This window comes from Streptomyces argenteolus, from assembly GCF_042902585.1.
Lineage (GTDB): Bacteria > Actinomycetota > Actinomycetes > Streptomycetales > Streptomycetaceae > Streptomyces > Streptomyces argenteolus.
On the sequence record NZ_JBIBEG010000002.1, the window covers coordinates 75,599 to 101,105 of the forward strand.

Annotated in this window: 20 protein-coding genes; 18 read left to right on the forward strand and 2 right to left on the reverse strand. The window is 71.8% G+C overall.

Going from position 1 to position 25,507, the window contains the following annotated elements; all coding sequences use genetic code 11:
* The first annotated feature begins 13 nt into the window (after window positions 1-13).
* Complete coding sequence (locus ACFY8O_RS06940; RefSeq protein WP_145801208.1) at window positions 14-577, forward strand: GNAT family N-acetyltransferase; 564 nt, start codon at window positions 14-16, stop codon at window positions 575-577.
* On the opposite strand, the gene ACFY8O_RS06945 is transcribed toward ACFY8O_RS06940, so the two are convergent.
* Window positions 510-1,112 (reverse strand): GNAT family N-acetyltransferase, encoded by a 603-nt coding sequence (locus tag ACFY8O_RS06945; RefSeq protein WP_145801209.1) that lies wholly within the window; start codon window positions 1,110-1,112, stop codon window positions 510-512. The genes ACFY8O_RS06940 and ACFY8O_RS06945 overlap by 68 nt on opposite strands.
* Before the next feature lie 101 nt (window positions 1,113-1,213).
* On the opposite strand from ACFY8O_RS06945, the gene ACFY8O_RS06950 reads away from it, so the two are divergent.
* The 6 genes from ACFY8O_RS06950 (at window position 1,214) to ACFY8O_RS06975 (ending at window position 8,549) form a co-directional block, all read left to right on the forward strand.
* Entirely contained in the window at window positions 1,214-1,804 is a 591-nt protein-coding gene (locus tag ACFY8O_RS06950; RefSeq protein ID WP_387901018.1) for a CGNR zinc finger domain-containing protein, read from the forward strand.
* Window positions 1,805-1,926: 122 nt separating this feature from the next.
* Window positions 1,927-2,514, forward strand: a complete 588-nt coding sequence (locus ACFY8O_RS06955; protein ID WP_145801210.1) for a sigma-70 family RNA polymerase sigma factor — start codon at window positions 1,927-1,929, stop codon at window positions 2,512-2,514.
* Window positions 2,511-3,377, forward strand: coding sequence for an anti-sigma factor family protein (locus ACFY8O_RS06960; protein ID WP_387899737.1), 867 nt, complete (start codon window positions 2,511-2,513; stop codon window positions 3,375-3,377). Before ACFY8O_RS06955 ends, ACFY8O_RS06960 begins: the two co-directional genes overlap by 4 nt.
* A 112-nt stretch (window positions 3,378-3,489) precedes the next feature.
* Window positions 3,490-5,865: a HelD family protein gene (locus ACFY8O_RS06965; protein ID WP_145801213.1), complete on the forward strand. Its 2,376-nt coding sequence runs from the start codon at window positions 3,490-3,492 to the stop codon at window positions 5,863-5,865.
* Between the two features lie 565 nt (window positions 5,866-6,430).
* Entirely contained in the window at window positions 6,431-7,864 is a 1,434-nt protein-coding gene (locus ACFY8O_RS06970) for an NAD-dependent malic enzyme (protein WP_145801214.1), read from the forward strand.
* Between the two features lie 403 nt (window positions 7,865-8,267).
* Window positions 8,268-8,549, forward strand: coding sequence for an HU family DNA-binding protein (locus tag ACFY8O_RS06975; protein ID WP_003968811.1), 282 nt, complete (start codon window positions 8,268-8,270; stop codon window positions 8,547-8,549).
* A 411-nt stretch (window positions 8,550-8,960) separates the two neighbouring features.
* Here ACFY8O_RS06975 and murA read toward each other — a convergent pair whose 3' ends face one another.
* Window positions 8,961-10,301, reverse strand: coding sequence for a UDP-N-acetylglucosamine 1-carboxyvinyltransferase (gene murA / locus ACFY8O_RS06980; RefSeq protein WP_145801215.1), 1,341 nt, complete (start codon window positions 10,299-10,301; stop codon window positions 8,961-8,963).
* Between the two features lie 297 nt (window positions 10,302-10,598).
* Between murA and ACFY8O_RS06985 the strand changes: the two genes are divergently transcribed.
* The 11 genes from ACFY8O_RS06985 (at window position 10,599) to mycP (ending at window position 25,420) form a co-directional block, all read left to right on the forward strand.
* Entirely contained in the window at window positions 10,599-11,159 is a 561-nt protein-coding gene (locus tag ACFY8O_RS06985; protein ID WP_387899740.1) for a YqgE/AlgH family protein, read from the forward strand.
* A 30-nt stretch (window positions 11,160-11,189) separates the two neighbouring features.
* Window positions 11,190-11,495: a DUF3039 domain-containing protein gene (locus ACFY8O_RS06990; protein WP_145801216.1), complete on the forward strand. Its 306-nt coding sequence runs from the start codon at window positions 11,190-11,192 to the stop codon at window positions 11,493-11,495.
* A gap of 313 nt (window positions 11,496-11,808) precedes the next feature.
* A complete protein-coding gene (locus ACFY8O_RS06995) occupies window positions 11,809-13,113 on the forward strand; it encodes an extracellular solute-binding protein (protein ID WP_387899742.1) in 1,305 nt (434 codons plus the stop codon).
* Between the two features lie 2 nt (window positions 13,114-13,115).
* The gene (locus ACFY8O_RS07000; RefSeq protein WP_387899744.1) at window positions 13,116-14,087 is read left to right on the forward strand and encodes a carbohydrate ABC transporter permease; all 972 of its coding nucleotides are present in this window, start codon (window positions 13,116-13,118) and stop codon (window positions 14,085-14,087) included.
* Window positions 14,084-14,932 carry a carbohydrate ABC transporter permease gene (locus ACFY8O_RS07005; protein WP_387899746.1) on the forward strand — a complete coding sequence of 283 codons (849 nt, stop codon included), beginning with the start codon at window positions 14,084-14,086 and terminating at the stop codon, window positions 14,930-14,932. Before ACFY8O_RS07000 ends, ACFY8O_RS07005 begins: the two co-directional genes overlap by 4 nt.
* A gap of 1 nt (window position 14,933) precedes the next feature.
* Window positions 14,934-16,565, forward strand: coding sequence for a beta-N-acetylhexosaminidase (locus ACFY8O_RS07010; RefSeq protein ID WP_387899748.1), 1,632 nt, complete (start codon window positions 14,934-14,936; stop codon window positions 16,563-16,565).
* Window positions 16,566-16,813: 248 nt separating this feature from the next.
* The gene (locus ACFY8O_RS07015; protein ID WP_387899750.1) at window positions 16,814-17,710 is read left to right on the forward strand and encodes an FAD binding domain-containing protein; all 897 of its coding nucleotides are present in this window, start codon (window positions 16,814-16,816) and stop codon (window positions 17,708-17,710) included.
* On the forward strand, window positions 17,707-19,455 hold the full coding sequence (locus ACFY8O_RS07020; protein ID WP_387899752.1) for a 2Fe-2S iron-sulfur cluster-binding protein: 1,749 nt from the start codon (window positions 17,707-17,709) through the stop codon (window positions 19,453-19,455). Before ACFY8O_RS07015 ends, ACFY8O_RS07020 begins: the two co-directional genes overlap by 4 nt.
* Before the next feature lie 82 nt (window positions 19,456-19,537).
* Window positions 19,538-21,865, forward strand: a complete 2,328-nt coding sequence (locus tag ACFY8O_RS07025) for a xanthine dehydrogenase family protein molybdopterin-binding subunit (protein ID WP_145801223.1) — start codon at window positions 19,538-19,540, stop codon at window positions 21,863-21,865.
* Window positions 21,866-21,968: 103 nt separating this feature from the next.
* Complete coding sequence (locus ACFY8O_RS07030) at window positions 21,969-22,481, forward strand: hypothetical protein (RefSeq protein WP_387899754.1); 513 nt, start codon at window positions 21,969-21,971, stop codon at window positions 22,479-22,481.
* Window positions 22,482-24,043: 1,562 nt separating this feature from the next.
* Window positions 24,044-25,420 (forward strand): type VII secretion-associated serine protease mycosin, encoded by a 1,377-nt coding sequence (gene mycP / locus ACFY8O_RS07035; protein WP_387899756.1) that lies wholly within the window; start codon window positions 24,044-24,046, stop codon window positions 25,418-25,420.
* Window positions 25,421-25,507 lie beyond the last annotated feature (87 nt).

Below are 25,507 nucleotides of genomic sequence, written 5' to 3' on the forward strand. Positions count from 1 at the left end.
ATACCGTGCCCGGATGACCGACAACGTCCATCATCTGACCGAAGATGTCCGGCTGCGCCCCGTGACCCTGAGCGACGCGGATTCCTTCGCCCGGGCCCTGACCCGCAGTCGCGCGTACATGCGCCGCTGGGAGCCCGTGCGGCCCGATGCCTTCTACACCCCCGAGGGGCAGGCCCGGCGGCTGACCGCGCTCCTGGCCGACCGGGACGCGGGGCGCGCGATGCCGTGGGCGCTGGCCGACGAGGAGGACCGCGTCGTGGGGGCGATGACGCTCGCCTCCATCGAGCGCGGTCCGTTCCGCAACGCCCGGCTCGGCTACTGGATCGACGTGGACCTGGCGGGCCGTGGCCTGGCCACCGCCGCCGTCACCCGGGTCTGCGAGGAGGCCAGGGACGTCCTCGGCCTGCACCGGATCGAAGCCGGAACGGTCCTGGACAACGCGGCCTCCCAACGGGTGCTGGCCAAGTGCGGGTTCGAGCTGTACGGCACGGCGCCGCGCTATCTCCACATCAACGGCGCGTGGCAGGACCACCGGATGTTCCAGCGCATCCTTCACGACGGCCCGCCGCAGGTCTGAGCGGTGCCGTGCGGGAGTGCCGGTGGCCGCCCTGCGGCATGCGCGGCGACCGGGCGGGGACGGACTCGGCCAGGGCGAAACCGGACTTCTCCGCGACCCGGCAGGACGCCTCGTTGCCCGCCCCGTGGAGCAGGTCCAGGCGTCGCAGGCCGTCCTCGGCGAACCGCGCGAACGCCCAGTCGGTGAGCGCCCCGAGAGCCCCGGTGGCCACGCCGCGGCCGCGCGCCGACGCCGTCGTCCAGTAACCGGCCTGGGCGCTCGGGGCGCCGGGGAGACGGTTCAGCGCGAGGTTGCCGACGATCTCCCCGTCCCGGGCGGTGTCGGTCACGGCGAAGCTGTACCGGCTGCCGTCCGCCCAGCCCTCCTCCTGGACCGCCATCCAGCGCTCCGCCTCCCCGGCGTCGTGCACCTGGGTCCGCAGCCAGTACCGCATCGCGGGGTCGTCGTACGCCGCGAGCAGCGCCGGTATGTCCCCACGCCGCCACGGACGCAGGAGCAGGGGCCCGGCCGTCAGCGTGGCGGCATCGTCGTTCATGCCGGAACGGTACGACAACGCAGGGGTTCCGGGCCGGGCGGGATGCGGGCACTCTGGGGGTGACTCTCCCCACAGGCGACCCCCAAGGCGGTGACAGGCTCATGGCGGCGGGCGCGGGTTCGTACGGCTGGCGGTTCGACTCCGGGCGGATCTGCCTGGACCTGGTGGCGACGGGGGCGGTGGCCTCCGGCGGGTGCGAGCAGCTCGACTGTCCCGCCCGCCTCGCCGACTGGCTGGCGGCCTCCCCGCTGGTGCCGCACGGCACCGCCCTGGCAGCGGTGGACGAGACCTGGGTGGCTCGCTTCGGCGAACTGCGCGGCGGCGTCGACCGGCTGATGACGGCGCAGCTGACCGGCGGCACCGCCGACCACGCCCTGGACCGGGTCAACGCCCTCGCGGCCGGGGCGCCCCCCGGCGTGCGCGCCGTGCGGGGGCAGGGCGGGGTGCTCGTACGGGCGCTGAGCGCCGACCCGGGGTGCGGGGAACTGCTCGCCGCGGTGGCCAGGGACGCGGTGGAGCTGCTGACGGATCCGGCGGCGCGGGCGGGGCTGCGCCGCTGCGAGGGCGATGCCTGCCGGAGGCTCTACCTGGACACCTCCCGGGGGCTGCGGCGGCGCTGGTGCTCCAGCGAGGTCTGCGGCAACCGGGAGCGGGTGGCCCGCCACCGGCGCCGTGTGAAGGCCCTCTCGTAGCCCTCGCGGGCGCTGCGAACGTCCGTGCCGGGAAAGAAAGTCGCGCTCCGGCTGAATGAACCGGCGCCCGCTCCCGTACCGATGGGCACAGAGCTCGACAGGGTCTCGACCGGGAGGTTCGGGTGCGCAAGGATGCGGCCGTGGCCGATGACCGTCCGCACAGGGCTCGACATCGCAGTGCACCGCCGCGCCCGCCCTCGGACGTGCCGGACGAGGAGCTCATGCGGGCGCTCTACCGCGAGCACGCGGGCCCGCTGCTCGCCTACGTCCTCCGGCTCGTCGCGGGGGACCGCCAGCGAGCCGAGGACGTGGTGCAGGAGACGCTCATCCGTGCCTGGAAGAACGCCGGTTCGCTCAACCGGGCCACCGGCTCCGTCCGCCCCTGGCTGGTGACGGTCGCCCGGCGCATCGTCATCGACGGCCACCGCAGCCGGCAGGCCCGGCCGCGCGAGGTCGATCCGTCGCCGCTGGAGGTCATTCCCGCGGAGGACGAGATCGACAAGGCGTTGTGGCTGATGACGCTCTCGGACGCGCTCGACGATTTGACCCCGGCCCACCGGGAAGCCTTGGTCGAGACCTACTTCAAGGGCCGTACGGTCAACGAGGCGGCCGAGATCCTCGGTGTGCCCAGCGGGACCGTGCGGTCCCGGGTGTTCTACGCACTGCGTTCGATGAAGCTCGCACTCGAGGAGAGGGGGATCACGGCATGAGCGACCAGGAGTGGCAGCCCTTCGGCCCCGGGCCGGCCGGCCCCCGGAACCCCTCCGGTCCTCCGGGCGGGCCCGGCGACCCCTTCGCGTTCCCCGCCGAGGACCCGGGGCACGACGCTGCCGCCGCCTACGCGCTGGGCATCCTCGACGACGCCGAGGCCGGCGCCTTCGAGGCCCATCTGGCGGGCTGCCCCGCGTGCGCGGCGCACCTGGACGAATTCGCCGGGATGGAGCCGATGCTGGCGATGCTCGCCCAGGCACCGGCCGCCGGCCCCGGCGCCCGCCCCGTCCCCTACGTCCCGGAGCCACCCGCTCCCGGGGTCCTGGGGGAGCTGGTCGACGAGGTCGCGCGGAAGCGGTCGCAGCGCCGCCGGCGCAGCCGCCTCCTGATCGCCGCGGCGGCGGTCCTGGTCATCGGCGGACCGGTCGTCGCGGTGACCGCCACCGGCGCGGAGGACACGCGCGGGCGGGTCGAGGCGGCCGACCCGCACCCCACGAGCCCCGCGGAGGACGCGTTCTTCCACCACATGCCGGAGAAGGTGCGGGCGAGCGATCCGGTCACGCGGGTCGACGCCACGGTCGGCATGGAGCCCAAGGCGTGGGGCACGCACACGGTCCTGGAGCTGAAGAACGTCAAGGGCCCGCAGAAGTGCAGTCTGGTCGCCGTGTCCAGAAGCGGTGAGGAAGAGGTCGTCACCTCCTGGTCCGTCCCGAAATGGGGGTACGGCATCGGCGACTCGGCCCACGCCGCCGCACGCGACCCGCTGTACGTGCACGGGGGAGCCGCGATGGCACGCGGCGACATCGATCACTTCGAGGTACGCACCTTCGACGGCGAGCGGCTGGTGGAGATCGACGCGTAGGGATTTACCGTCCGGACGAACGTCACTGACGCGATCCCGGCGGCAGGTGCGCTCGGGGCCCCCTTTCGCGTACGGTTGACGGCTGCCCAGTGCACGTCAGAAGGGGGCCTCGGTGGCCGCGCAGGATGCCGCTGTCGATTCGTTGCGGGACCGGGAGATCGGGGTCGAACAAGACCACCTCGACCGGGTCTACCGCCGTCTCGAGGAGAAGATCGACGAGGCGGAATTTCTCATGCAGGACGCCAGCAAACGGGGCCAGGTCGGGACTCCCGGGGCCCTCGCCGAGCGCGATGCCCAGGTCTTCCGGGCCGGTGTCCATCTCAACCGGCTGAACAGCGAGTTCGAGGACTTCCTCTTCGGGCGGATCGACCTGCTGCGCGGCAAGGACGGTGAACGCGGCCCGGACGGCGCCTTCACCTCCGTCGAGGCCGCCGACGACGCCGTACGGGAGGACGACACCGCCGAGATCGCGGAGACGCTCCACATCGGCCGCATAGGAGTGCTCGACTCCGACTACGCGCCGCTGGTGATCGACTGGCGGGCGCCGGCCGCCGCGCCGTTCTACCGCTCGACGCCGAAGGACCCGGGCCGGGTGGTGCGCCGCCGGGTCATCCGCTCCAAGGGACGCAAGGTCCTCGGGGTCGAGGACGACCTGATGCGCCCCGAGCTGACCGCCTACCTGAGCGGTGACCGGCTGCCCGTCATCGGCGACGGCGCGCTGATGGCCGCTCTCGGCCAGGCGCGCAGCCACACCATGCGCGACATCGTCTCGTCGATCCAGGCCGAGCAGGACCTCGTGATCCGCGCGCCCGCCGCGTCCGTCACCGAGGTGGCGGGCGGTCCCGGCACCGGCAAGACGGCGGTGGCCCTGCACCGGGCCGCCTACCTGCTCTACCAGGACCGGCGCCGGTACGCGGGCGGCATCCTGGTCGTCTCGCCCACGCCTCTCCTGGTCGCCTACACCGAAGGGGTGCTGCCCTCGCTCGGCGAGGAGGGCCAGGTGGCGATCCGCGCGGTCGGGTCCCTGTCCGACGAGGCCGCCGGGCCGGAGGGGGCGACCACGTACGACGAGCCCGCCGTCGCCCGGATCAAGGGCTCGTCCCGGATGCTCCACGTGCTGCGCAAGGCGGCCCGGGGGGCGCTCGAACAGCCCGCGCCCCGGCCCACGGCACAGGAGGGCCAGCTGGAGTTCGGGGAGGAGCCGGCACCGGCACCGGCGGGCACCCCGACCCTGCTGCGGGTGGTGGCCTTCGGCGCCCGGGTCGAGCTCGACGCCGAGGAACTCCGCCGCATCCGGCACAACGTCCTGGGCGGCACCGCCCCGGTCAACCTGCTGCGCCCCCGCGCCCGCAAACTGCTCCTGGACGCGCTGTGGAGCAAGTCCTCCGGCCGGGGCCGCTACACCGACCCGGAGCTGGTCGCGGAGCTGCGTTCCTCCTTCGACGACGACGTCTCCACCGAGACCCCGTTCCTCGCGTTCCTGGACGCCTGGTGGCCCGAGCTCACCCCGCGCGGGGTGCTGGCCGCGATGGCCGACGAGCGGCGGCTGAACCGGTGGGCGCGCCGCATCCTCAACCAGGGCGAGGTGCGCCGGCTCGCCCGGTCGCTCAAGCGGCTCGGCGAGGACGGCAAGGGCCCCCTCTCCGTCCACGACGTGGCACTCCTGGACGAGTTGCAGACCCTGCTGGGCACCCCCGCGCGGCCGAAGCGGAAGCGTGAGTACGACCCGCTGGACCAGCTCACGGGGCTGGAGGAGCTCATGCCGCAGCGCGAGGAGACCCAGCGCGAGCGGGCCGAGCGGCTGGCGGCGGAGCGTACGGAGTACGCCCACGTGATCGTCGACGAGGCGCAGGACCTGACGCCGATGCAGTGGCGGATGGTCGGCCGCCGGGGGCGGCACGCCACGTGGACGGTCGTCGGCGACGCGGCGCAGTCCTCCTGGTCCGATCCGGACGAGGCGGCGGCGGCCCGTGACGAGGCGCTCGGCAACCGGCCCAGGCGCCGCTTCACGCTCACCGTGAACTACCGCAACCCGGCGGAGATCGCCGAGCTGGCGGCCAAGGTGCTGGCCCTGGCCATGCCCGGGATGGAGTCACCGGCGGCGGTCCGCTCGACGGGGGTGCGCCCGCGCTTCGAGACGGTGCGGGACGGGGACCTCGCCACGACGGTCCGCGAGGAGGCGCGCAGGCTGCTCGCGGCGGTGGACGGCACGGTGGGCGTCGTCGTCGCGATGGACCGCCGTACGGAGGCCCGTGGCTGGCTGGCGGAGCTCGGCGAGCGGGTGGTGGCGCTGGGAAGCCTGGAGGCGAAGGGCCTGGAGTACGACGCGACCGTGGTCGTCTCCCCCGCGGAGATCGCCGACGAGTCCCCGGCCGGGCTGCGGGTGCTGTACGTGGCCCTCACCCGTGCGACGCAGCAGCTGACCGTGGTCTCCGGGGAGCGTGACATGCCGGACGAGCAGGGTGTTCCGGACCTGCTGAGGGACTGAGGGACGGACCCCGGCGGCACCTGCCGGGGGCCGCGACCGCGCCCGGGCGCGGTTCTTTGCCGAGTCAACACGTCGCACAGGAATCACTTCTCCGGGGTGTTTGTTAGCCTGGTGGAGACACCGGCTCGATCCAAGCCCCCGGGCCCAACCTTCGTCGCTACGAGCGACCACTTGCCGCGAGGCGAGCATGGCGGGCCGGTGTCACCTGACCGTACGAAGACAGACCCGCGTCACCTGTTGGTGGCGCGGGTCTGTTCGTGTGGGGCCGTCTTCCCGGTGCGCCCTTCCCGCGGTCCGTCTCCACGGGCGCCTTCCCCCGGCCACCGTCTCCCGCAGCCGCCCGTCCGCCCCGCGTTCGCCGGGCCGTCCGTCCCGTCCTCGGCACACCTTCCGGGCCCACCGGGGTTACGCGAGACGCCTACTTCTCGTATGGTGGAAAAAAGTTTCCGAAAGGTGGCAGTCATTACCTGCTACCGGTCGGTAGGTGCGACGATCGGAACGCACGTGCGGGGCCTGGCCCCGTCCGCGTGCGGCAATGAAGCTCAGGAAAGCGAAGGACTCGGCCATGGCAACGGCGCCCAGCGTCTCGTACTCGATGACGGTCAGGCTGGAGGTGCCCGCGAGTGGCACAGCGGTCTCCCAGCTCACCACGGCCGTGGAGTCCTCCGGTGGCTCGGTTACCGGCCTCGACGTGACCGCTTCCGGCCACGAGAAGCTGCGGATCGACGTCACGATCGCCGCCTCGTCCACCTCGCACGCGGACGAGATCGTCGAGGGCCTGCGCGACATCGAGGGCGTCGTCCTCGGCAAGGTCTCCGACCGTACGTTCCTGATGCACCTCGGCGGCAAGATCGAGATGGCGTCCAAGCACCCCATCCGCAGCCGTGACGACCTCTCGATGATCTACACGCCGGGCGTGGCCCGGGTCTGCATGGCGATCGCCGAGAACCCCGAGGACGCCCGCCGTCTGACCATCAAGCGGAACTCCGTCGCGGTGGTCACGGACGGCTCGGCGGTGCTCGGCCTCGGCAACATCGGCCCGATGGCCTCGCTGCCCGTCATGGAGGGCAAAGCGGCCCTGTTCAAGCGCTTCGCCGGCATCGACGCCTGGCCGATCTGCCTGGACACGCAGGACACCGACGAGATCGTCTCCATCGTGAAGGCGATCGCCCCCGGCTTCGCGGGGATCAACCTGGAGGACATCTCCGCCCCCCGCTGCTTCGAGATCGAGGCGCGGCTGCGTGAGGCGCTGGACATCCCGGTCTTCCACGACGACCAGCACGGCACCGCCATCGTCGTCCTGGCGGCGCTGACCAACGCGCTGCGGGTCGTCGGCAAGGCGGTCGGCGACGTACGGGTCGTCATGTCGGGCGCCGGCGCGGCCGGCACGGCCATCCTGAAGCTGCTCATCGCCGCCGGCGTCAAGCACGCGGTCGTCGCCGACATCCACGGTGTGGTGCACGCGGGCCGCGAGGACCTGGTGGACGCCACCCCGGACTCGCCGCTGCGCTGGATCGCCGACAACACCAACCCCGAGGGCGTCACCGGAACCCTCAAGGAGGCCGTCGTCGGCGCCGACGTCTTCATCGGCGTCTCGGCCCCCAACGTCCTGGACGGCACCGACGTCGCGGCCATGGCCAAGGGTGCCATCGTGTTCGCGCTGGCGAACCCGGACCCCGAGGTCGACCCGGCAATCGCCCGTGAGACGGCGGCAGTTGTGGCCACCGGCCGCTCCGACTTCCCGAACCAGATCAACAACGTCCTGGTCTTCCCGGGTGTCTTCCGCGGCCTGCTGGACGCTCAGTCCCGCACCGTCAACACGGAGATGATGCTCGCCGCCGCGCGCGCCCTCGCCGACGTGGTGGCCGAGGACGAGGTGAACGCGAACTACATCATCCCGTCGGTCTTCAACGACAAGGTCGCGGGCGCCGTGGCCGGCGCGGTGCGGGAGGCCGCGAAGGCCGCGGGGGTCGCCGAGGCCGCGGCGGACCCCGCGTAAGGTACTTGTCCGTCGACGGCCCTGTCGCACGCCGTCCGTGGGGGCCGGCCACGGCCCCCACGGACGGTGCCGTACCTCACGCCGGGGCGCGCCGTACGGCGCGTCGCGGGTCGCGGCGTCCCAAACGCCCCTTTAGGGTGGGCGGGCAGCGAGCCCCACAGGCCCGGCATCCGCTGCGGACCGCTCCAACAAGTCGACGGAACGTCATCACAGGCATTCGGTGGTGCTTTTCGTGTGACGTCGAGAGGTTCCGGATTGGCGTTAGCGCCGCAGGTGGGGGCAGGATGCGTATTCGGGCGCGAGGGTCTGACATCAGACCCGGGTCCGGGGGCTGTCAGAGGGCCCTGGCAGCATCGGCTTCGATCTCACGCCTCACAGGCAAGAAGAACACGGGAGTAACAACATGAACCGCAGTGAGCTGGTGGCCGCCCTGGCCGACCGTGCCGAGGTGACCCGCAAGGACGCCGACGCCGTTCTGGCCGCCCTCGCCGAGACCGTCGGCGAGATCGTCGCCAAGGGCGACGAGAAGGTCACCATCCCCGGCTTCCTGACCTTCGAGCGCACCCACCGTGCCGCTCGCACCGCTCGTAACCCGCAGACCGGCGACCCGATCAACATCCCGGCCGGCTACAGCGTGAAGGTCTCCGCGGGCTCGAAGCTCAAGGAAGCCGCCAAGGGCAAGTAAGGCCCCCTAGGCAGCAAGAAGGGCGGCCGTCCCGACCAGGACGGCCGCCCTTCGGCATGCCCGGGCTCTTCCGGGAGCCCGCACCACCGGAGCCGTGCGGCCGTGCGGGCGCTGTGAGGCGGGCTGTGGCGCCCCGGGCCCTGGAGCGGGCGGGGGAGAGGCCCCCCGGTGTGTTCGGCGCTGTACGGGCGCTCAGCGGCTCCTGCGGCCGTGCCGATGCCGCCCCGTGTGCGCGGCAGGGCGGGTGGCCCGCACGGGAGACGCGGACGGGCCGCCGCCCACGGGTGCCCGGAGACGCGGACAGTCCGCCGCCCCGGTCCCTGGGAGGGGCCGGGGCGGCGGACTGTGGTGCGGAGGCGCAATGCTGTGTGCGGCAGCACTGTGCGCGCGCCGGAGCGCGTCGGGCGGACGTCAGACGAGTGAACCGCCCGGCAGTTCGACCTTCGCGCCGAGCTTCTCCAGCTTGTCCATGAAGTTCTCGTAGCCGCGGTTGATCAGGTCGATGCCGTGGACCCGGGACGTCCCCTGGGCCGCCAGGGCGGCGATCAGGTAGGAGAACCCGCCGCGGAGGTCCGGGATGACCAGATCCGCGCCCTGGAGCTTCGTGGGGCCCGACACGACCGCCGAGTGCAGGAAGTTCCGCTGCCCGAAACGGCAGTCGGAGCCCCCGAGGCACTCGCGGTAGAGCTGGATGTGCGCGCCCATCTGGTTGAGCGCCGAGGTGAAGCCGAGCCGGGACTCGTAGACCGTCTCGTGGACGATCGACAGGCCGGCGGCCTGCGTCAGGGCCACTACGAGAGGCTGCTGCCAGTCGGTCTGGAAGCCGGGGTGCACGTCCGTCTCCAGGGCGATGGCGTTCAGCGCGCCGCCCGGGTGCCAGAAGCGGATGCCCTCGTCGTCGATCTCGAAGGCGCCGCCGACCTTGCGGTAGGTGTTCAGGAAGGTCATCATCGAGCGCTGCTGGGCACCGCGCACGTAGATGTTGCCCTCGGTCGCCAGCGCCGCCGACGCCCAGGAGGCAGCCTCCAGGCGGTCCGGGATCGCCCGGTGGGTGTAACCGTCCAGCCGGTCGACACCCGTGATCCGGATGGTCCGGTCGGTGTCCATGGAGATGATCGCGCCCATCTTCTGCAGTACGCAGATGAGGTCCTCGATCTCCGGCTCGACGGCCGCGTTGGACAGCTCGGTGACGCCCTCGGCGAGGACGGCGGTCAGCAGCACCTGTTCGGTGGAGCCCACCGACGGGTACGGCAGCCGGATCTTCGTGCCCCGCAGCCGCTGCGGGGCCTCCAGGTACTGGCCGTCGGCCCGCTTCTCGATGGTCGCGCCGAACTGGCGGAGCACCTCGAAGTGGAAGTCGATCGGCCGGCCGCCGATGTCGCAGCCGCCGAGGCCGGGGATGAAGGCGTGGCCCAGGCGGTGCAGCAGCGGGCCGCAGAAGAGGATCGGGATGCGCGACGAGCCCGCGTGGGCATCGATGTCAGCGACGTTGGCGCTCTCGACGTGCGACGGGTCGAGGATGAGCTCGCCCGGCTCGTCACCGGGCCGGACGGTCACGCCGTGCAGCTGCAGCAGCCCCCGGACCACCCGCACGTCGCGGATGTCGGGCACGTTGCGGAGCCGGCTGGGCCCGCTGCCGAGCAGCGCGGCGACCATTGCCTTCGGCACCAGGTTCTTGGCGCCTCGGACGCGGATCTCGCCCTCCAGCGGGGTGCCGCCGTGGACAAGCAGGACATCGTCTGTGCCGGTCATGTATCTCGCGTTCCGGAGTGGTCGGGCAGGGGGCCAACAAAAGGGTAATGGCCCCGCACCCCCCTTCCGTAAGGTGCCGGGGGGCGTACGGACGTCAGGGAACCGCCACAACACGTTCTGCTCCCCGGGCCTTGCGGAGGGTTACCGTCCGCAGAGGCGGTCCGTGAGCTCGCCGCTCGTGCGCCCCGTGTGCCTCCCCGCCGCTTCCGTACGCCCTGAGCTGCGCGGGGGCGCGCGGGGTGACCGGGCGGCTCACCCGGTCCCCGCGCAGGGCGAAGATGCGGGATCATCTGTGCCATGACGGAGGTGTCCTCGCTCACAGGGCGGCTGCTCGTGGCCGCACCCGCCCTTGCGGACCCGAATTTCGACCGCGCGGTGGTGCTGCTCCTCGACCACGACGAGGAGGGCTCGCTCGGTGTGGTCCTCAACCGCCCGACCCCGGTCGGCGTCGGGGACATCCTCGCGTCCTGGGCCGGGCTGGCGGGTGAGCCGGACGTGGTCTTCCAGGGCGGGCCCGTCTCGCTCGACTCGGCGCTGGGTGTGGCGGTGATCCCCGGGGACGAGGGCCCCCTGGGCTGGCGCCGGGTGCACGGCGCGATCGGCCTGGTGGACCTGGAGGCGCCCCCCGAGCTGCTGGCCGCGGCCCTCGGCTCGCTCCGGATCTTCGCCGGGTACGCGGGCTGGGGACCCGGGCAGCTGGAGGCGGAGCTCACGGACGGCGCCTGGTACGTGGTGGAGTCGGAGCCCGGTGACGTCTCCTCGCCCCGCCCCGAAAGCCTCTGGCGGGCGGTTCTGCGGCGCCAGCGGAGCGAACTGGCGATGATCGCGACGTATCCGGACGACCCTTCGCTGAACTGATGCCCGGAGCTTTCAGTACGCTTGGCAGTTATGAGCACTCTTGAGCCCGAGCGCGGGGCAGGTACGGGGACCCTCGTAGAGCCGACGCCGCAGGTGTCGAACGGCGACGGCGACCACGAGCGCTACGCCCATTACGTCCAGAAGGACAAGATCATGGCGAGCGCCCTGGAGGGCACTCCCGTGGTCGCCCTCTGCGGCAAGGTCTGGGTTCCGGGGCGCGACCCCAAGAAGTACCCGGTCTGTCCCATGTGCAAGGAGATCTACGAGTCCATGGGCGCCGGTGGCGACAAGGGCAAGGGTGGCAAGGACGGCAAGGGCGGCGGCGGCAAGAAGTAGCCCGCCCGCCACCTCTTTTCCCACCGTCCGCACTCCCCCTCCTCCAGCTCCCTCCGGACTCAAGGCCCCCGGGGCGCACGGCGACGTGCGGCCCCGGGGGCCTTCGTATGCCCTGACGCTCCCGGTGGGGGGCGTGGGTGGGGGTGCGGTCACGGGCGACGGCGGCCCGGCGCGTTGCACGGGCTGCACCGCGTGGTCACAGAGTGGTTGAGACCACTTGTCGGCGTGCGGACACGCCCTTAGTCTCCTGCCAGTTGTGCAGAACGAAATGCCTGTTGCACATGCTGCAACGACTGATCGGTAGGGGTTCCGGATGAAGCTTTCTGCCCGAATTGCCGCCCCGGCCGCGGCTCTTGTGCTGGCGGGACTCACCGCCACCGCCTGCGCGCCGCAGACCTCCGACACCGGCGCGAAGGGGGACGAGAAGTCCGGCACCCTCCGCGTCTGGCTCTTCCAGGAGGTCGGCAACAAGCCCAAGGAGAAGGTCGTCGACGCCGCGGTGGCCGACTTCGAGAAGTCCCACAAGGGCGCCGACGTGGAGATCGAGTACATACCGGTCGACACCCGCGCCCAGCGCATCAAGGCCGCCTTCAACGACCCCAAGAGCGCGCCCGACCTCATCGAGTACGGCAACACCGACACCGCCGGCTACGTGAAGGACGGCGGACTCGCGGACGTCAGCGAGGAGTTCGCGGCCTGGGACGAGGCCAAGGACACCGACCCGACCGCCAAGCAGTCCGTGACGGTCGGCGGCAAGGTCTACGGGGCCCCGCTCTTCGTCGGCGTACGGGCGCTCTACTACCGGACCGACGTCTTCGACGAGCTCGGCATCGAGCCCCCGAAGACCCAGGACGAGCTGATCTCCACCGCCCGGAAGATCCACCAGGAGAAGCCGGACCTCTACGGCCTCGCGGTCGGCGGCGCGTACACGTACGGCGCGATGCCGTTCATCTGGGCGCGGGGCGGCGAACTGGCCGAGGAGACCGGGGTGACCTACAAGGCCGCCATCAACAGCGGGAAGGCCCGCGAGGGCATCGAGGCCTACACCTCGCTCTTCGGGGACGACAACTGCCCGGCCGCCAAGTGCGCGGCCATGGGCGGCAACGCGACGGTCACCGCCTTCGCGTCCGGCAAGGCGGCCATGGCGATCGGCGGCGACTTCAGCCACGCGGCCGTCGAGGCGGGCACCGTGAAGGGCAAGTACGCGGTCGTGCCGCTGCCCGGTGTGAAGGAGGGCACGATCGCCCCCGCGTTCGCCGGCGGCAACAACATCGGCGTTCTCAAGAGCAGTTCGCACCGCACCCTGGCGGTCGACCTGATGAAGGCGCTGACCGGCAAGAAGACCCAGGCGAAGATGTTCGACGCGATGGGCTTCCTGCCGACCTACACGGACGTACTGGACAGCGCCGCGGAGAAGGAGCCCTTCGTCGGGCCCTTCGTCGAGACGCTCGGTGCGGGCGCGAAGTTCGTCCCCGCCTCCCCGGCCTGGGGCCAGATCGACGCCTCACTGGTCCTGCCGACCATGTTCCAGGAGATCGTCAGCGGCCGTAAGGACGTGGACGCCGCCTCGGACGACGCGGCGAAGAAGATGGACGCGGCGTTCGCCGAAGCGGGCTGACGATGACCGCGGACACCACACTGCACAAGGCACCCGGGCGGTCCGGGGCGGGCGGGACCACGGTCCGCGCGCCCCGGCGCCGCCCGGCATCCCCCGCGCGGCGCTCCGGCTGGACCCCCTGGCTCTATCTGCTGCCCGCGCTCGTCCTGCTCGGCGGACTCCTCGTCTACCCGATCTACCAGCTGGGCCTGATCTCGTTCCTGGAGTACACCCAGGCCCAGGTCAGCGGCGGCGAACCCACCACCTTCCAGGGCTTCGGCAACTACACCACGCTCTTCGGCGACGGCCAGTTCTGGCAGGTGCTCCTCGCCACCGTGCTCTTCGCGACGGCCTGCGTGCTCGCCACCCTGTTCACCGGCTGCGCCCTTGCCGTCCTGCTGACCAGGATCCGCGCCCTGCCCCGGCTCGCGCTCATGATGGCCGCGCTGGGCGCCTGGGCGACCCCTGCGATCACCGGCTCCACCGTCTGGGTCTTCCTCTTCGACCCGGACTTCGGCCCGGTCAACAAGGTCCTGGGGCTCGGCGACTTCTCCTGGACCTACGGGCGCTACAGCGCCTTCGCCCTGGTGCTCCTCGAAGTGCTCTGGTGCTCGTTCCCGTTCGTGATGGTGACCGTGTACGCGGGCATCCGGGCCATCCCCGCCGAGGTGCTGGAGGCGGCCTCGCTGGACGGCGCCTCGCAGTGGCGGATCTGGCGTTCGGTCATGGCTCCGATGCTGCGGCCGATCCTGGTCGTCGTCACCATCCAGTCGGTCATCTGGGACTTCAAGGTCTTCACCCAGATCTACGTCATGACCAACGGCGGCGGCATCGCCGGCCAGAACCTCGTGCTCAACGTGTACGCGTACCAGAAGGCGTTCGCGTCCTCGCAGTACAGCCTCGGGTCGGCGATCGGCGTCGTGATGCTGGTGATCCTGCTCGCCGTCACGCTGGTCTATCTGCGCCTCGTACGGCGCCAGGGGGAGGAACTGTGAGCGCACGCACGCTTCTGCGGGTCCGTCGGCCGGGAAGGCTGGCGGCGGAGGCCGCGGCCCTGCTCATCGCCGTCGTCGTCGCCTTCCCGCTGTACTGGATGGTGCTCTCCGCCTTCAAGCCCGCGGGGGAGGTCCAGTCCACCGAGGCGCGCCCCTGGACCCTGGCGCCCTCCCTCGACTCGTTCCGCAGAGTCTTCGAACAGCAGGAATTCGGCCGCTACTTCCTCAACAGTTTGATCGTCGCCGGCACCGTCGTCATCACCTCCGCGCTGATCGCCTTCCTCGCCGCGACGGCCGTCACCCGATTCCGCTTCAGGTTCCGCACGACCCTGCTCATCATGTTTCTCGTGGCGCAGATGGTGCCGGTCGAGGCGCTGACCATCCCGCTGTTCTTCCTGATGCGGGACTTCGGCCAGCTGAACACCCTGGGATCGCTGATCCTGCCGCACCTCGCCTTCTCGCTGCCTTTCGCGATCTGGATGCTGCGCGGCTTCGTGAAAGCCGTCCCGGACGCGCTGGAGGAGGCCGCCTACATCGACGGCGCGAGCCGTACCCGTTTCCTGTGGCAGATCCTCTTCCCCCTGGTCTTCCCCGGCCTCGTGGCGACGAGTGTCTTCTCCTTCATCTCGACCTGGAACGACTTCCTGTTCGCGAAATCGTTCATCATCAGCGACACCTCCCAGTCGACGCTGCCCATGGCGTTGCTGGTCTTCTTCAAACCCGACGAGAACGACTGGGGAGGGATCATGGCGGCCTCGACGGTGATGACCGTTCCCGTCCTGGTCTTCTTCGTCCTCGTACAGCGGCGCCTGGTCTCCGGACTCGGCGGAGCGGTGAAGGACTGACATGCACGAACTGATCCCGGCGCCCCTGCACACCGGTGACCCCGGAAGGTGCGGGTTCGTCCTGGACGCCGCCACCACGCTCACCGCGGGCCCCGGCACCGAGGGCACGGAGCGCTGGCTGCGCACCACCCTCCAGGCCGCCTTCGGACTGCCGCTCGCCCCCGGGACGGACGAGGGCGGGAACACCGTCGAGCTGCGTATCGATCCCTCCCTGGAGCCGGAGGGATACCGATTGGGCGTGTCGCCCACCTGGGGCGTGCGCATCACCGGTGGGAGCGCGGCCGGGGTGTTCTGGGGCGCGCAGACCCTGCGTCAGCTCCTGGGCCCCGAGGCGTTCCGCCGCGCGCCCGTCAGCCCCGGTACGCGGCCGGGCGTCCCGTACACGGAGATCGAGGACGGCCCCCGCTTCGGCTGGCGCGGGCTGATGCTCGACGTGGCACGGCACTTCATGCCCAAGGACGACGTGCTGCGCATGCTCGATCTGCTGGCGGCCCACAAACTGAACGTCTTCCATTTCCACCTCACCGACGACCAGGGATGGCGCGTCGAGATCAAGCGCCACCCCCGGCTCACGGAGACGGGCGCCTGGCGCGCACGCACCAAACACGGCCACCGCGCCTCGGAACTGTGGGACGAGACACCGCACGGCGGCTTCTACACCCAGGACGACATCCGCGAGATCGTGGCGTACGCCGCCGAGCGGCATATCCGCGTCGTCCCCGAAATCGACATCCCGGGCCACTCGCAGGCAGCCATCAGCGCGTATCCGGAGCTGGGCAACACCGACGTCATCGACACCTCCGCGCTTTCCGTGTGGGACACCTGGGGGGTCAACCCGAACGTACTCGCCCCCACCGACACCACCCTGCGCTTCTTCGAAGGGGTCTTCGAGGAACTGCTCGACCTCTTCCCCGCCGACGTGTCGCCGTTCATCCATGTCGGGGGCGACGAATGCCCCAAGGACCAGTGGAAGGCGTCGCCGGCGGCACAGGCCCGCATGGCCGAACTCGGCCTGGCCGACGAGGACGAACTCCAGTCCTGGTTCATCCGGCACTTCGACCGCTGGCTGACGGACCGGGGCCGCCGCCTCATCGGCTGGGACGAGATCCTGGAGGGCGGCCTCGCCGAGGGCGCGGCCGTGACGTCGTGGCGCGGCTACGCGGGCGGGATCGCCGCCGCCGAGGCCGGGCACGACGTGGTGATGTGCCCCTTGCAGCAGGTGTACCTGGACTACCGTCAGGACGGCGGCCCCGACGAGCCGATGCCCATCGGGTACGTCCGCACCCTGGAGGACGTCTACCGCTTCGAGCCCCTGCCGCCCGGCCTCTCGGAGGAGGCGGCCCGGCACGTGATGGGCACCCAGGCCAACGTCTGGACCGAGGTCATGCAGGACAGGGCCCGCGTCGACTACCAGGTCTTCCCGAGGCTCGCCGCCTTCGCCGAGGTCGCCTGGTCCCGCCTCCCGGCCTCCGGTGAGCGGGACTTCGGCGACTTCGAGCGCAGGATGAACGCCCACTACGCCCGGCTCGACGCCCTGGGTGTCGCCTACCGCCCGCCGGCGGGCCCGCATCCGTGGCAACGCCGCCCGGGCGTCCAGGGTCGTCCGATCGAGGGACCGCCCCCGACCGTGTGACCGCCTTCCGTGCCCGGACCAGGGGGCCAGAATAAGTCGTACGAACTCGCTGAAGAGTGGCAATTCGTGCGTGGGGCCGAAGCTGCCCCAAAGCTCACTTTTCCCCTGGTCGGGGACGGAAACACCCTTCGCGGACCCTCGCGCCGGCCGGCCCGGAAGATGTGCCAGAGTTGCCACGTCCCGGCCGTGAGCACGTACCGTACGGCGGACAGGCGGGACTGCCGGGACACCGGGAAGGGGCAGCTGGGTTGACCACGCACGCACCGCAGGCGATGCGGTCGGTAACGCTGCCGGCCTCGCTCGACGAGGCCGTGGCGGCTCTCCGCGCCATGCCTGCCGCCGTTCCCGTGGCGGGCGGCACAGACCTCATGGCCGCCGTCAACAAGGGCCTCCTGCGCCCCTCCGGGCTGGTCGGCCTGAGCCGGATCAGCGAGCTGCGCGGCTGGCACTACCAGGACGGCCACGCCCTGCTCGGGGCCGGTCTCACCCACGCGCGCATGGGGCGGCCCGACTTCGCCGCCCTGATCCCCGCCCTCGCCGCCTCGGCCCGCGCCGCCGGGCCGCCGCAGATCCGTAACGCCGGCACGCTCGGCGGCAACATCGCCTCCGCCGCCCCGACCGGTGACGCCCTGCCCGTGCTGGCCGCCCTGGAGGCTGAGCTGGTCATCGCGGGCGCCGAGGGCTCGCGCCGCGAGATCCCCGTCTCGCACCTGCTGGCAGGCCGCGAGATGCTCGAACCCGCGGAGCTGATCGGCTTCGTCCGGGTGCCGCTCCTGCACGCCCCCCAGGTCTTCCTCAAGGCGACCGGCCGCACCGGCCCGGGCCGGGCCACCGCCTCCGTCGCGATCGTCCTCGACCCGGCCCGGCGCGGGGTGCGCTGCGCGGTGGGCGCGATCGCCCCGATGCCGCTGCGGCCCCTGGAGGCGGAACGCTGGATCGCCTCCCTCATCGACTGGGACGGCGAACGGGGCCTGGCCCCCGACGCGCTGGCCGCCTTCGGCGAGTACGTCGCGGCCGCCTGCATCCCCGACCACGCACCACCGGACGACGGGGGAGAGGCACCCCCGCTGTCACCCGCCGTACTGCACCTGCGGCGCACCGTCGCCGCGCTCGCCCGACGCGCACTGGGGAGGGCACTGTCGTGAGCAATGAAGAGAACCCCGAGCAGCAGCACGGGCAGCCCGACCCGTACGGGGGCTGGCAGCCGACCCCCCAGGGCGGTGAGTACGACGCGGAGGCGACCGCCTTCGTCCACCTCGCCCCGGAGGACCTCGCCAACCTCGGGAACGACCCGCTCGCCGCGCCGGGCCACGGCTACGTACCGCCGATGATCCTGCCGCTGACCCCGGCCGCCGGCCTCGATCCCTCCGCGACCGGCAGCTGGGTCCTGCAGACCCAGAGCCAGCAGGAGCGCGCGGCCGGCCACTCCACGAGCGCCGAGCCCGCCCCGGACGCGGTCCACTGGCCCGACCCGAACCAGCAGCCCGAGCCCTACCAGCAGCCCTACCCGGACACCTCGCAGTACGGCCGGACCTCGTCCACGACGGCCCAGTGGAACTTCACCGAGAGCCTTCCCCCGGCGGAGCCCGAGCCCGAACCGCTGCCGGAGCCCGCCGGGCACACCGGCCAGTGGACGATCCCCGTGGCGCACGGCGACCTCCCGGAGGAGTCGGGCGAGTTCGCCGCCTCGGCGCTCGCCGCCCCGTGGTACGCGGAATCGGCCCCGGCCACCCTCCCGGGCGGTGCGCCCGCCCCCTGGGCGACGCAGGACCCGGCGCCCGAGCCCGAACCGGTGCCCGAGCCCTTCGTGCCGGCCGAGCCCTTCGTGCCGGCCGAGTCCGAGGACCCTGCCGGCGAGCCCGGGCCCGGGACCCAGGAGGCGTTCGCCCAGGGACCCGAGGACCGGGCCGCGGAGGCCCAGGAGGCCTACACGGAGGCCTACACGGACGTTCCGGCGCCTCTCGTGGACGTCCCGGAGGCCCAGGACGTCCTGGAGGTCCCAGAGCCCCAGGAGGGCGCCGTCGAGCCGGGGACGGCCGCCGCGACGGCGGAAGCCGCCCCCGAGCCGCCCGCCGGGGAGCCCGCACCCGCCCCGGAGGCGGTTCACGCTCCTGAGGCGGGTCACGTCCTGGAGGACGTTCACGCTCCTGAGGCGGGTCACGTCCCGGAGGACGCTCACGCTCCCGAGGTCGGTCACGTTCCGGAGGACGGCCACCTCCCGGAGGCCGTCGAGGAGACCGCCGCCGAGCCCGCCCTCCCGCTCACCGGCGACCCCGCCGCCGTCCTGCCCCCGGACACGGCGAGTGAGCACCCCTCCGTCTCGTACGTCCTGCACGTGAACGGCGCGGACCGCCCCGTCAGCGACGCCTGGATCGGCGAGTCGCTCCTGTACGTGCTCCGGGAACGCCTCGGTCTCGCCGGCGCCAAGGACGGCTGCTCCCAGGGCGAATGCGGTGCCTGCAACGTCCAGGTCGACGGCCGTCTGGTGGCGTCCTGCCTCGTCCCCGCCGCCACCACAGCGGGCAGCGAGGTCCGTACGGTCGAGGGCCTCGCCGTGGACGGCGAACCTTCCGACGTCCAGCGGGCGCTGGCCGAGTGCGGAGCCGTCCAGTGCGGCTTCTGCATCCCCGGGATGGCCATGACCGTCCACGACCTTCTGGAGGGCAACCACGCCCCCAGCGAGCTGGAGACGCGCCAGGCGCTGTGCGGCAACCTCTGCCGGTGTTCCGGCTACCGGGGTGTGCTCGACGCCGTACGCGAGGTCGTCGCCGGCCGGGAGGCGACCGCGGAGGCCGCGGCCACCGCCCCGGAGGACGCGGAAGCGCGCATCCCGCACCAGGCCGCCCCCGGAGCGGGTGGCGTCCAGGCGCACGAGGGAGACGTCCGGTGAGCACCGCGCCGTCCCCCGCACGACCGGTCATCCCCATCGCCGACAACCGCCGCCGCAGCGGAGCGAACGACAAGGAGGCGGCGTGACCAGCGACGCAGCCACCGCGACCCCACGCACCACACCGCAGCCCGAGGGCACCGAGCAGGCCCAGGAGGTGCCCGCGCTCGGCCTGGGCGCGTCGTTGCCGCCCGCCGACGCCCGCGCCAAGACCGAGGGCACCTTCCCCTACGCGGCCGACCTGTGGGCCGAGGGACTGCTGTGGGCGGCGCTGCTGCGCTCGCCGCACCCGCACGCGCGCATCCTGTCGATCGACACCTCGGGCGCGGTCGGGATGCCGGGCGTACGCGCGGTCGTCACGCACGAGGACATCCCCGGTGACGGTTCTTACGGCCGCCGGGTCGTCGACCGCCCCGTGTTCGCGTCCGATCTCGTGCGCCACCACGGCGAGGCGATCGCCGCCGTCGCCGCGGACCACCCCGACACGGCCCGGCTGGCCGCCGCGGCGATCACCGTCGAGTACGAGGTCCTCGAACCGGTCACCGACCCCGAGAAGGCCTTCGCCGCCGAACCCCTGCACCCCGACGGCAACCTCATCCGTCACATCCCGCTGCGCTACGGCGACCCGGACACGGTCGGCGAGGTCATCGTCGAGGGCCTGTACCGCATCGGCCGTCAGGACCCGGCCCCCATCGGCGCCGAGGCCGGTCTCGCCGTGCCGCGCCCCGACGGAGGCGTGGAGCTCTACACGGCGTCCACCGACCCGCACACCGACCGCGATCTGGCCGCCGCCTGCTTCGGCCTGGACCCCGAGCGGGTCAAGGTCGTCGTGACCGGGGTCCCCGGGGCGACCGGCGACCGGGAGGACCCCGGTTTCCAGATCCCGCTCGGCCTCCTCGCCCTGCGCACCGGCTGCCCGGTCAAGCTGGCCGCCACCCGCGAGGAGTCCTTCCTCGGCCACGCCCACCGCCATCCGACCCTGCTGCGCTACCGCCACCACGCGGACGCCGAGGGACGGCTGGTCAAGGTCGAGGCCCAGATCCTCCTCGACGCGGGCGCGTACGCCGACTCCTCGTCCGAGTCGCTGGCCGCCGCCGTCGCCTTCGCCTGCGGCCCCTATGTCGTCCCGCACGCCTTCATCGAGGGCTGGGCGGTCCGTACGAACAACCCGCCGTCCGGCCATGTGCGCGGAGAGGGCGCGATGCAGGTCTGCGCGGCCTACGAGGGCCAGATGGACAAGCTGGCGGCGAAGCTGGGCATCGACCCGGTCGAACTCCGCCTGCGCAACGCCCTGTCCACCGGCGACATCCTGCCCACCAGCCAGACCGTGACCTGCCCCGCCCCGGTCTCCGAACTCCTGCGCGAGCTCAGCGACTTCCCCCTGCCGGCCCTCCCCAAGGACGCCCCGGAGGACGACTGGCTGCTCCCGGGGGGCCTGGAGGGCGCCGGCGAGCCCGGCGCCGTACGCCGAGGTGTCGGCTACGCGCTCGGCATGGTCCACATGCTCGGGGCGGAGGGCGCGGACGAGGTCTCCACGGCGACGGTCCGGGTCCACGACGGCGTGGCCACCGTCATCTGCGCGGCCGTCGAGACCGGCCAGGGCTTCACCACGCTCGCCCGCCAGATCGTCCAGGAGACCCTGGGCGTCGAAGAGGTGCACGTGGCGGCGGTGGACACCGACCAGCCCCCCGCGGGTCCGGCGACGCACGGCCGTCACACCTGGGTCTCGGGCGGCGCGGTCGAACGCGCGGCCAAGATGGTCCGCACCCAGTTGCTCCAGCCGCTGGCCCACAAGTTCGGCATGTCCACGGAGCTCCTCCAGATCGCCGACGGCAAGATCACCTCGTACGACGGTGTGCTGTCCACGACGGTCACCGAGGCGATGGACGGCAAGGAACTCTGGGCGACCGCCCAGTGCCGCCCGCACCCGACCGAGCCCCTGGACGAGTCCGGCCAGGGCGACGCGTTCGTCGGCCTCGCGTTCTGCGCGGTCCGCGCGGTGGTCGACGTGGACATCGAGCTCGGCTCGATCCGGGTGGTCGAGATGGCCGTCGCCCAGGACGTCGGCCGCGTCCTGAATCCCTCGCAGCTCGCCACGCGCATCGAGGCGGGCGTCACCCAGGGCATCGGCGCGGCCCTCACGGAGAACCTCCGCACGGCCCGTGGCGTCATCCGCCACCCGGACCTCACCGGGTACGCACTTCCGACGTCCCTGGACGCTCCGGACATTCGCATCGTCAAACTCGTCGAGGAGCGCGACGTCGTCGCCCCCTTCGGCGCGAAGGCGGCATCGGCGGTGCCGGTGGTGACCTCCCCGGCGGCGGTGGCCTCAGCGGTCCGCGCCGCCACGGGCCGTCCGGTCAACCGCCTGCCGATCCGCCCGCAGGCAGCGGTGGCCGTACCGAAGGCGTGACGTGTGATTCACGTTGCACCTGCAACCCGGGGATGCGGGCTGTCACCGGTGCTGACTACAGTGATCCCTGAAGTAGTGGCCAGCCGGATACGGGGAGGGTGCTGTGCTGCCGAGTGATGGGGTCGGAGCGGCGTTGGGGGCGGTGCCGTTCCTGGGTGTCGCCACGGCGGGCGCTGCCGTCGAACTGGCCACCGAGCTCACGTCGTTCACCAAGTTCCGCAACCGCATCGACGAGATACTGGACGACCTCAAGACGTCTCCGGCCGGCCCCGCGAAGCTCGGCGAGGACCCGGTGGTCCGCACCCAGTTCGGCGGCGGCGAGAACCAATGGGCCGAGGCGGCCAGCCTGTTCACGTCCTACCAGTCCGTGATCACGGAGCTGGAGTCGCTCTCCAAGCTGCTGTCCGACTCCATCGAGGGCATGAGCATCGCGGTCCTCGCGTCGCACAACGGCTACGAGAACCTGGACATCGACATCCGGCGGCGCATGCTCGCCATCTCGGACGAGGCGAAGAAGCACTACGGCGGCGAGTACGACCCGACGCAGCCGGCCCGGCAGAGCGGCGACACGCCTCCGGCGACGCCCGCGCCCGAGCCGAGCACCGGGGCGATCTGATGACGAGCACGATCACTGGCACGGCGCGGGGATAGACGGGGGCTGGGATGGATCACAAGGAAGCGGGACAGGGGACACCCTTCGACAGCATGTCGCACGAGACCATGCTGGCGTGGCTGGACAAGGCCAACAGCGGGGCGATCCAGGGTGCGTCGGACCGTCTGGTGAGCGCGGCCACGGAGATCCGCAAGATCGCGGAGGACCTCAAGGTCCGCCCGCAGATGGTCGAGTGGAAGGGCGAGGGCGCCGACGCCTTCCGCACCTGGAGCGCGGACCTCGCCAACGCGACGCTGCGCCTGGGCGACTACAGCGAGGGCGCGTCCAAGTGGCTCGCCCAGGCCTCGGACGCGCTGGCCTCCGCGCAGGTGGCCATCCCGCGCACGGACGCGAGCGCCGAGGCGAACCTGGCCGCCGCGAAGGCCGCGCGGAACGACCCGGACGCTTCGGCGGTGGAGAAGAAGTCCCTGGAGACCCTGCTCGCCGCGAAGGAGTCGAACCGCCAGGAGGCTGCGGCCCAGATGCGGAGGCTGGCGCAGTCGTACTCGTTCTCGGCCTCGCAGATGGACGGCCTGGAGAAGCCGGTGTTCCCGCCGCCGCCGGGGGCGATTGTTCCGCCTGAATCGGATCGGCTCAGCCAGGAAGGCAGTATCAGCAGGGAGGCCGGCGGAGTTGCCGGGGCGAGGTCCAGCGCGTCCAGCGACGAGGCCGGCTCTGTGACCGGCCCGCAAACGGAGGCTCCACGAGGCTCGGTCGCTCACCCAGTGAGTCTGGTAACTGCTGGCCCGTCGGGCACAGTTCCAGTGGCTGCGCCTGTCCATATGGGGATTGACGCGGTTGCCACGCAGCCGAACACCCCACCGGCGCCATCCGTCACGCCCCCTGGCCCTGTGCTCGGCTCAAAGGCGGAGCAGGTCACGTTTCCGACGACCGGCCTGGTCCCACCGACTCTGCCGGGAACTACCGGCCCACAGGCGACGAGCGGCGGCCGCCCTGGCCCAATGGGTCGGCCGTCACTTCCAGGGACAACGGGACCCCTTGGCTCGGGGCCTACTGCTCGACCTCCTGCGACCAATGGAATTACCGGAGGCCGTCCCGTGCCGCAAAACCTCGGCCGCCCCACTGGCAGCATTCCTAGGGGCACGGTGATCGGTTCGGAGAACACTCAGGGCCGCGCCGGGTCCATGGGGCGCGGAGCCATGAGTCATGGACCCGGCATGGGCGGGGCTCACGGGGGAACGAACGGCATCACCGGTGGTCGTCGGTTGGCGAGTGAGCCAGGCGGAGTTGTCGGTCGAGCCCCGCAGGGTGGCAGGGTGGCCGGGCGGCCGTTCACGCCTGGTGGCGCAGGTCTGGTCAGGGCAAATGTCCCGGCCGAGGGAGCGCGGGCAGGCCGAGGGGGAGTACCGACGAGGCGGGACCCCCAATCTCAGGACTCACGGCGTGACGAAGGTGGGGAGCGGCCGGATTACCTCGTCGAGGACGAGGAGACCTGGCAGCAGAGCAACCGGCGCGTGGTCCCCCCGGTTGTCGACTAACCCGCAGGAACTCGGCTAAGGAAACCCATGCATACCAGCAGTAACGGCAGCAACTCAGCGGTTAATGGACGCCGAGGTGTGGCGCTTTCCGTGCTGTTGGGGCTGCTGCTGGTGGGCACCCCGGCCGTCTCGGCAGTAGCGGATTCGGTGCGGTCGAAGCAGTGGCACCTCGATGCCATGAAGGCCGAAGAGATGTGGGAAACGAGTACCGGACGCGGGGTGACGGTCGCGGTCATCGACTCCGGCGTCGAGGCGACCAACCAAGATCTCGTAGGTCAGGTGCTGCACGGCAAAAATCTGGCGTCAGGGTCGCCCGGCGATGAACACGCCGATTACAACGGTCACGGAACTGCGATGGCTGGTCTCATCGCGGGAACTGGGAAGAGCGGCGGTGGGGACGGGGCCTTCGGTCTGGCCCCGGGGGTGAAGATTCTCCCGGTGCGACTGTCCGACTCGACCAAGGCCGCGAACCAAGCGGCGGCTGATGAAAAGTTCAATGAGGAGATTCCTGCCGCTATCAGGTACGCGGTTGATGCGGGAGCCAAGGTAATCAACATCTCCTTGGGACATGCGACCGAATCGGCAGGTCTTACCGAAGCCGTTCGGTACGCGCTCGACAAGGATGCTCTGATCTTCGCCGCTGTTGGAAACACCGGGGACGGGGCAAACCTCGTTGAGTATCCAGCTGGAACGCCGGGAGTGGTTGGCGTCGGAGCAATCGGTAAGGACCTGCAGAAGACGGGCGAATCGCAGTACGGGCCACAGGTGGATCTTTCCGCCCCGGGCGAGGACTTGGTTTACGCGTGTGCCGGCGAGACTGGTCTGTGTGAGGGGCACGGTTCCAGTGATGCGTCAGCCCTCGCCTCCGCCTCCGCCGCCCTCATCTGGTCCAAGTACCCCGACTGGACCAACAACCAGGTCCTGCGGGTCCTCCTGAACACGGCCGGGGGGCCGACGACCGGGGAGGAGCGAGCGGATGACATCGGGTACGGCATCGCCCGGCCGCGTATCGCCCTGACGACCCCCGGCGACCCCGGCCCCGCAGACGAGTACCCGCTTCCGGACCTCGCCGCAGCGGCCTCGCCCACCCCCTCCGCCGAACCGTCCAAGGCCGCCGCTGGCGCGGAGGCGAGCGACGGGCCGGCAGCAGCGGCACCGGCCGAGGACGAGGGCGGAAACACCGGTCTCCTGGTCGGGCTGGGCATCGGCGCGGCAGTCCTCGTCGGTGTGGTGGCCGCCCTGGTCATCCGCTCACGCCGCCGCAGCGCGGCCCCCGCCGCCCCGTACGCGCACCAGCAGCCCCAGGGGCAGGCCGCCGCCCAGCCTTCCTACCCCTCCTACGGCCCGCCGCCCGGCTCCGGTGGCCCCTACGGCGGCCCTCCGGCGCAGGGCCCCGGCGCCTGAGCGAGGCGTTTGGAGGCCGCCCCGGTCCCGAGCCGGGGCTGGGTGTCCGGGCATTCCTGTGCATTCCCCGCCCGGAGTGTGCCGCGT